The following is an 8241-nucleotide window of genomic DNA, read 5'->3' as shown; positions in this document are numbered from 1 at the left end:
GCAGGTGAGCGCGAAGCTCGCCTGCCCCGTGTACTTCGCTCGGCCGTATCACAGCTGGGAACGCGGCTCGAACGAGAACACCAACGGTCTGATCCGGGAGTACTTCCCGAAGGGGACCGACTTCGCTCATGTCAGCGAAGAACGAATCCAGGAGATCGAAGACAAGCTCAACCTTCGACCGCGCAAGCGGCTCGGCTACCGGGCTCCGATCGAGGTCCTGGAGCAATCCTTATCGCGGCGACGCGCCGCATGACGTGGCGTTGCACTTATTGGTTGAATTCAGGAACAAAAAAGGCGCCCTCAGGCGCCTGATTTTCTTCAGAATGTGGTGGAGGCGGCGGGAATCGAACCCGCGTCCGCAGGCCCTCCGCCCTCGGCTCTACATGCTTATCCTGTCTTTGCGTTTAACCAGCCGCTACCCGACAGGCAGGGAAGACGTCTGGCGATCCCGGTTGAGTTTTAACGGATCCGCGCCGGGCACGCTTCACCGCGAGCTTGTGAGAGTCGACGCCCGATACTGGACGCACAAGCACGGCTCCAGTCGGACGGCACCCTACCGGGTTTTAAGCGGCGAGTGCGTAGTTGTCGTCGTTGGCAACTATTTTTTTGCAGTGATTTTTACGAGGCTCACTACATCCTCGGCATGCACCTCAGGTTTCGCGACCCGCGTCGAATCCAGGTCGCCCCCTTTGCAACTACTGGGACAGGGTACCGCAGTCGGAGTTCCCGTGCACCTCCGACATTCTCCCGGAGGTGGCGGTGCTCCGGTACAATGCGCGGCTCGAAACTGGTCCAACCACGGCACACCGGGTGAAGATGATGCGGGTTTTTGAAGGCGGCACGGCGGTTTCCTCCTTTCGACTGCGGACGCTGGAAACGGCGCTGGAGGAGCGCACCGGGGTGTCGGTCCGCCTGGCGGCGCGTCATCTGTATTTCGTGCAGCTGCACCGCCGGCTCCATGCGGACGAGGAGAAGCGTCTGGCCGCGCTGCTGGACGAAGGCGAGGCCTGGTCCGCTCCGGCATTCGAGGCGGTGCGCGAACCCGTGGTGATCCCGCGCCCGGGCACGATCAGCGCCTGGTCATCCAAGGCCACCGAGATTGCCCATCATGCGGGACTGGAATCCGCCGTCGAGCGGATCGAACGGGGTACCCACTGGTACGTGGGTGGTGAGCTTCCGCAGGGGCTGGATCTTGTGGACATGGCTGCGCCGCTGTTCGACCGCATGACCGAGGCGGTCATCGAGGATCCCGCGGACGCGGGCGCCCTGTTCCGCGCGGAGACGCCGCGTTCGCTGCAACGGGTGGGCCTGGAGCCGGATGCCCGGAGCGCGCTGGCGCGCGCCAACGGGGAGCTGGGGCTGGCGCTGTCGGAAGAGGAGATCGATTACCTGGCCGAAGGCTATCGAGCGCTGGGGCGGGCCCCGACCGACGCCGAGCTGATGATGTTCGCACAGGCGAACTCCGAACACTGCCGGCACAAGATCTTCAACGCCCGCTGGGTGGTGGATGGCGAGGAGCAGGACCGTACGCTGTTCGGGATGATCCGCGAGACCCATCGGCTCCATCCGGACGGGGTGCTGTCCGCCTACAGCGACAATGCCTCGGTGATCGAAGGCCACCGGGGGGTGCGGCTGATGCCCGGGCCCGATGGCGAATACCGTCGCGAGGACCTGGATCTTCCGGTGCTGATGAAGGTGGAAACCCACAACCATCCGACCGCGATCTCGCCGTGGCCGGGGGCGGCCACGGGCTCCGGTGGCGAGATCCGGGACGAGGGCGCCACCGGGCGCGGGTCGAAACCCAAGGCCGGGCTGACCGGTTTTACCGTGTCCAACCTGCGCATCCCGGCGCATCTACAGCCCTGGGAGCGGGATTTCGGACGGCCCGAACGGATCGAGAGCGCGCTGAACATCATGCTGGAGGGGCCGATCGGCGCCGCGGCCTTCAACAACGAATTCGGCCGGCCGGCGTTGTGCGGGTATTTCCGCACGCTGGAGACCGCGTTGCCGCAGCCGGACGGTGGTGAGGTCCTGTACGGCTACCACAAGCCCGTGATGCTGGCCGGCGGCGTGGGGTCGATGCGTGCCGAGCACGTGCACAAGGGCGAGGTGCCCGCACAGACGCCCATCGTGGTGCTGGGCGGTCCCGCCATGCTGATCGGACTGGGCGGTGGGGCCGCGTCGTCGATGGCCAGCGGCTCGAGCAGCGAGGCCCTGGATTATGCCTCGGTGCAGCGTGGCAACCCCGAGATCCAGCGGCGCTGCCAGGAGGTGATCGATCGCTGCACCGCGCTGGGCGAGGACAATCCCATCCGTTCCATCCACGACGTCGGGGCCGGCGGACTGTCCAACGCGATTCCGGAGATCCTGGATGATGCCGGGCGCGGCGGGCACATGGAACTGCGCGAAGTGCCCACCGCCGAGCCGGGCCTGTCGCCGATGGAACTGTGGTGCAACGAGGCGCAGGAGCGCTACGTGCTGGCGGTGGACGCCGCGGCCCTCGAGACCTTCCGCGCGATCTGCGAGCGCGAGCGCGCGCCGTTCGCGGTGGTGGGGCAGGCGACCGATGACGGCCACCTGCGAGTGGATGACCGGCTGTTCAACGAGCCGGCGGTGGACATGCCGATGGGCATGCTGCTGGGCGCCACACCAAAGATGACGCGCGAGGACGCGCGCCGGGCCGCGCCGGTCACGACGCTGGAAACGGCCGGTACGGATCTGGCGGAGGCGCTGGAGCGAGTCCTCAATCTGCCGGCGGTGGCCGCCAAGCACTTCCTGATCAGCATCGGTGACCGTTCGGTGGGCGGACTGGTGGCGCGGGATCCCATGGTCGGTCCCTGGCAGGTGCCGGTGGCGGACTGCGCCGTGACGCTGACCGACTTCGACGGATATACCGGCGAGGCCATGGCCATGGGTGAACGTTCGCCGGTGGCGATCCTCTCGGGGCCGGCCTCCGGACGCATGGCGATCGGCGAGGTGGTGACCAACCTGGCCGCCGCGGCCATCGAAGGCACCCGGACGATCCGCCTGTCGGCGAACTGGATGGCCGCTGCGGGGGTGTCGGGCGAGGAGGCCGCACTGTTCGATACCGTCCGGGCGGTTGCCGAAGATCTGTGCCCGCAGCTCGGCATCAGCATCCCGGTAGGCAAGGACTCGCTGTCGATGCGCACGGTCTGGCAGGACGCTGACGGTCACGAGCGCCACATGCATGCGCCGGTAACCCTGGTGGTGTCGGGCTTTGCGCCGGTGACGGACGCGCGCCGGACCCTGACCCCGGAGCCGGATGCCCGCGAGGGGGGCAGCCTGTGGTTCGTGGATCTGGCGGCCGGCCGGATGCGGCTGGGCGGCTCGGCCCTGGCGCAGACGGCGGGTGGCATCGGTGAAGTGCCCCCGGATGTGGAAGATCCGGCGGCGCTGCGCGCATTCGTGGACGCGGTCGGCCACCTGCGCCGCGAGGGGCTGCTGTGTGCCTACCACGACCGCTCGGACGGAGGCCTGATCACGACCCTGCTGGAGATGGGCTTTGCCGGGCGTCTCGGCCTGGACATCGACGTGCCGGCGGGGGTGGACCCGGCTGCCTGGCTGTTCAACGAGGAACTGGGGGCGGTTCTGCAGGTGCGGACCGGAGCCGAGGACGCCCTGCGCGAGGCGATGCAACAGGCCGGTCTCGGCGCGCATCTGCACGAGGTGGCCCGTCTGCGCAGGGACGAGACGGTCACGGTCGCGCAGGCCGGGCAGAACCTGCTGGAGTCGACGCGCGCAGGGCTCCAGCGCCAGTGGCAGGCGACCACCCGACACATGCAGCGGTTGCGCGACAATCCCGAATGCGCTGACGAGGAATACGCACGCATCGACGCCGATGACGGGCTTACCGAACGCCTGCATTTCGATCCGTCGGAAGATATCGCGGCGCCGTTCATCGCCAGCGGGGCACGGCCACGCGTGGCAATCCTGCGCGAGCAGGGGGTCAACGGTCAGCTGGAGATGGCGGCGGCCTTCGAGCGCGCCGGTTTCCAGCCGGTGGACGTGCACATGACGGACCTGCTCGAGGGCCGGCGGGATCTGGCCGACATGCAGGGCCTGGCGGCCTGCGGCGGGTTTTCCTACGGTGACGTGCTGGGCGCCGGCGGGGGCTGGGCCCGCACGATTCTCAATCACGAGGGGCTGCGCACGCAGTTTGCGTCCTTTTTCGAGCGCAACGACACCTTCAGTCTCGGGGTGTGCAATGGCTGCCAGATGCTGTCGCGGCTGGCGCCGCTGATCCCGGGGGCCGGGCACTGGCCCCGCTTTGTGCGCAATCGTTCGGAACAGTTCGAGGCGCGCCTGTCGCTGGTGCGGGTGGAGCCGGGGCCGTCGGTGCTGCTGGACGGGATGGGGGGGTCGGTGCTGCCGGTGGTGGTGTCGCACGGAGAAGGGCGCGTGGAATATCCCGGCGAGGCCCCGGTGTACGACCAGGCGGCGCTGCGCTACGTGGAGGCCGACGACTCCCCGGCCGAGGCCTACCCGGCCAACCCCAACGGTTCGCCGCGCGGCGCGACCGCCTTTACCAGCGAGGATGGCCGCGCGACCATCATGATGCCGCATCCCGAACGGGTGTTCCGCACCGTGCAGCACAGCTGGCACCCCGCGGAGTGGGGCGAGGACGGTCCGTGGATGCGTTTGTTCCGCAACGCCCGGGCATTCGTTGGCTGACCGACGGCCGTACAGGGGGAAATAATGAGCGAACAGGACTGGAGTGACTGGCTGGGGGAGACCCTGACAGTGAACACATCGCTGGCGGTGGGTCCGACCAGCCGTCCGCTCACCCACGGCGAGCTGGCCGAGCGTCTGGTCGACGGTATCGAACTGTTCGAGGCCGGCGGTGGACGCAACCACGCCGCCCACGGGGTGGCGGACGAGACCACCCAGGAACTGCAACGGCTGGAACGCAAGCTGGACCTGCTGGTGCATCTGCTGGCCGAATCGCTGGAGCCCGAACGCCCGTCGGTCCGGCCGGTCGTCATCAGCCGCGGCGGTATCGTGCTGCCGGAGGGCACGCTGCCCGAAGATGCCGATCGTCTGGCGTTGTATTTGAGCGACTTTCTGCCCCAGCCCCTGGTGCTGGGTGTCGAACCCCCGACACGTCGCAACAAGGCCCAGTTGATCCGCTGGACCCCGCATGATGACCGCATGCACGACGCCCTGGGGCGGTGGATTTTCCGTCTGCATCGACGCGACGTCGCGGAGAAACGACAGAAAGTTGACGGAGGCGGGTGATCGCTATAATACTGTGATCGGCTTCACGTATGAGGCCACTCATACCCTGACCGGAGCCCTCACGGCATGGCGACACCCGAGGAAGACGACACCGGCCTTCACATCGCCCTGGGTGGCGAGCCCGATGCCGCCCGCGACACGCGGGCCGTTCTGGCCTCCATGGGGTGCGAGGCCGAGACGCGCATCGACGCGAACGGACTCACCGATGGCCCTCGCGAACCTGCCGCCATCTGGTTGTGCGGCCCGGCATCCACGGTCGCGGCCCAGGCGGATGCCGCACCCGACAGCCTGCCAGTGGTGGCCCAGCCGACCGACGGCGGCAAGGTTGAGCACCAGGCCGTGGACTGGGTGGTGGAACACCCGGTGTCGGTTTCCCGGGTGACCCAGATCCTGCAGTGGTTGCGGTTCGGTGGTCAGCGCGTGCATGACGACGTACCCGGGCTGGTCGGCCACCATCCGACCATGGTCGGGGTCAAGCGGCTGGTGGCGCAGGTGGCACGAACCGATGCCACCGCGCTGATCCTGGGCGAGACCGGTTCCGGCAAGGAGGTGGTCGCCCGGGCAATCCATGACGCGTCGGATCGCGCCGACAAGCCGTTCGTCGCGGTCAACTGCGGCGCGATTCCCCCGGATCTGCTGGAAAGCGAGCTTTTCGGCCATGAGAAGGGTGCGTTCACCGGAGCCTTCACCGCCCGCACCGGACGTTTCGAACTGGCGCAGGACGGCACGCTGTTCCTCGACGAAATCGGCGATATGCCCCTGCCCATGCAGGTCAAGCTGCTGCGGGTGTTGCAGGAACGCGTTTTCGAACGGGTCGGGTCGAACAAGTCGATCACCACGCACGCGCGCATCATCGCCGCGACCCATCGCAATCTCGACGAGGCCGTGGCGGAGGGGAATTTCCGTCAGGACCTGTTCTTCCGCCTCAACGTCTTCCCCATTGAGCTGCCGCCGTTGCGCGAACGCGCCAGTGACATTCCGCAGCTGATCACGGCGCTGGAGGAGCGGCTGCGCGAACAGGGGGGCAGCCCCGCGCACCTGACGCCGGCGGTGGTGGCTCACCTGGAACGTCTGGACTGGACCGGCAACATCCGCGAACTGGGCAATCTGCTGGAACAGCTGTCCATCATGTACCCCGATCTGCCGGTGGACCTGGGGCAGCTGCCGCCGCGCGTGCGTCCGGAAGGGGTGGAGGATCGCAGCGGTGCGGCGGCCGAACCGGGCGGGGCATCGGCCGGGTCGTCGGCATCGGCCACCGGCCCGAACATGCCGGGACCGGATGGCCTGCCACCGGAAGGCGTCGATCTGCGCGATTATCTCAACGACCTGGAACGCTCGATGATCGAAGCGGCGCTGGCCGATACCGGTCATGTGGTGGCGCGGGCCGCGCGGCGGCTCGGCATGCGGCGGACGACGCTGGTTGAGCGCATGCGCAAGTTCGGGCTGGGACGGGATTCTGACGGCTGAGCCTCCGTGGCAAGGCCTTGCCGCTGTCGAGATCCCGACGAAAACCGGCAACCTTGTTTGCAGGTCCCTGAATAAAAGGGATTTATTCATAGTGGCACACTAACTGCTTGAGGCAGTCCGAATCCCATCGACAGGACTGCACCGATGCCTCGAGCGACCCTTCTTCTGGTCAATGCCGACGCCGCCATGCGTGAACGCGTGGTGCAGGTGCTGGCCACCATCCCGCGGGTTCGCCTCCAGGACTGCACCGACGGAGAGCTCGAGCGCTCCCTGGAAGCGCAGCGCCCCGAGGTCGTCCTGATCGCCCATCCCGCGACCGCCGCGCTGCGTGAACGGATCCCGGCACGGTTGCCGGTCGCGGTGATCAGTCCGGATGCGACCCATGACAACGAGATCGCCGCCATGCGCGCCGGCGTGGATGCCCATTTCGGCCTCCCGGACATGGCGGCGCCGCTGGCGCAGTGGCTGCGCGATCAGCTCCCCGGCCCCGGCACCCGAGCCCGGATCCCGGAAATGGTGGCGCACAGCGAGCGCATGCGTTCGCTGGATGCCTTTGCCGAACGGATCGCGCAAACCGCTGCGACGGTCTTCATTACGGGCGAGTCGGGGGTCGGCAAGGAGGTGCTGGCGCGGCAGATCCATGCGCGCTCGGCCCGTGCGCAGGGGCCGTTCGAGGCGATCAACTGCGCCGCGCTGCCCGAGGCCATGCTGGAGGCCCTGCTGTTCGGGCACGCGAAGGGGGCCTTTACCGGCGCGATCGAGGCGCGGCCGGGCAAGTTCGTACAGGCGGACGGTGGCACGCTGCTGCTGGATGAGGTGACGGAAATCCCCGTGCATCTGCAGCCCAAGCTGCTGCGTGTGCTGCAGGAACGGGAAGTGGAACCGCTGGGCGGCCGGCGCACCCGTCCGGTCGACGTGCGGGTGATCGCAACCTCCAATCGTGATTTGCGCGAGGCGGTGGCCGAGGGGGTACTCCGCGAGGACCTGTATTACCGCCTGAGCGTGTTCCCGGTGCGGATCCCGCCGCTGCGCGAGCGGCCGGAGGACATTCCGTCGCTGGCGCGGGCGCTGCTGACCCGTGCCAGCCAGGGCCGGCTCGTGGAACTGGCACCGGAGGCCGAATCGCGGCTGATGGGGCATGACTGGCCCGGGAATGCCCGCGAGCTGGCCAACGTGATGGAGCGGGCGGCCACTCTGGCCGGCGAGCGCAGCGACGGGCGGGTCACGGCCGAGTCCATCTGGCTGGATGCCGACATGCTGGAGCATGGCGAAGGTGTCAGTGCGGCTGGCGCTCCTTCCGTTCCGGCGGCTTCGGATGACGACATCCCGTCGGCCCCTCTGCTGGAACAGACCCTGCAGACCCAGGAAAGCCGGGTGATCCTCAACGTGCTGCGAGAAGCGGGAGGGCGCCGCAAGGAGGCCGCGGAACGGCTGGGAATCAGCCCGCGCACCCTGCGTTACAAGCTCGCGCGACTGCGCGAATCGGGCATCCATGTCCCCCGCACCGGAGTGGTCTGA

General features: G+C 68.0%; 5 protein-coding genes and 1 other RNA gene. 5 read left to right on the top strand and 1 reads right to left on the bottom strand.

Annotation, left to right across the window (positions count from 1 at the left end):
- The coding region (locus tag D893_RS03185; RefSeq protein WP_110619121.1) for an IS30 family transposase at positions 1–253 on the top strand (253 nt) is incomplete at its 5' end.
- Positions 254–326: 73 nt separating this feature from the next.
- Here D893_RS03185 and ssrA read toward each other — a convergent pair.
- Positions 327–688: a transfer-messenger RNA gene (gene ssrA / locus D893_RS03180) on the bottom strand.
- A gap of 131 nt (positions 689–819) precedes the next feature.
- Here ssrA and purL point away from each other — a divergent pair.
- The 4 genes from purL (at position 820) to D893_RS03160 (ending at position 8241) form a co-directional block, all read left to right on the top strand.
- A complete protein-coding gene (gene purL, locus D893_RS03175) occupies positions 820–4692 on the top strand; it encodes a phosphoribosylformylglycinamidine synthase (protein ID WP_110619128.1) in 3873 nt (1290 codons plus the stop codon).
- A 24-nt stretch (positions 4693–4716) separates the two neighbouring features.
- A complete protein-coding gene (locus tag D893_RS03170) occupies positions 4717–5256 on the top strand; it encodes a PilZ domain-containing protein (RefSeq protein ID WP_018945930.1) in 540 nt (179 codons plus the stop codon).
- Positions 5257–5322: 66 nt separating this feature from the next.
- Positions 5323–6723, top strand: a complete 1401-nt coding sequence (locus D893_RS03165; RefSeq protein WP_019591429.1) for a sigma-54 dependent transcriptional regulator — start codon at positions 5323–5325, stop codon at positions 6721–6723.
- 144 nt (positions 6724–6867) lie between these two features.
- Positions 6868–8241 carry a sigma-54 dependent transcriptional regulator gene (locus D893_RS03160; RefSeq protein WP_110619120.1) on the top strand — a complete coding sequence of 458 codons (1374 nt, stop codon included), beginning with the start codon at positions 6868–6870 and terminating at the stop codon, positions 8239–8241.

Origin of the sequence: Thioalkalivibrio sp. ALE21, assembly GCF_003208255.1 — a bacterium.
In the GTDB taxonomy this organism is placed as follows: Bacteria; Pseudomonadota; Gammaproteobacteria; order Ectothiorhodospirales; family Ectothiorhodospiraceae; genus Thioalkalivibrio; species Thioalkalivibrio halophilus.
The sequence above is the reverse complement of the archived record's forward strand: the minus strand, read 5'-3'. Positions and strand labels throughout refer to the sequence as shown.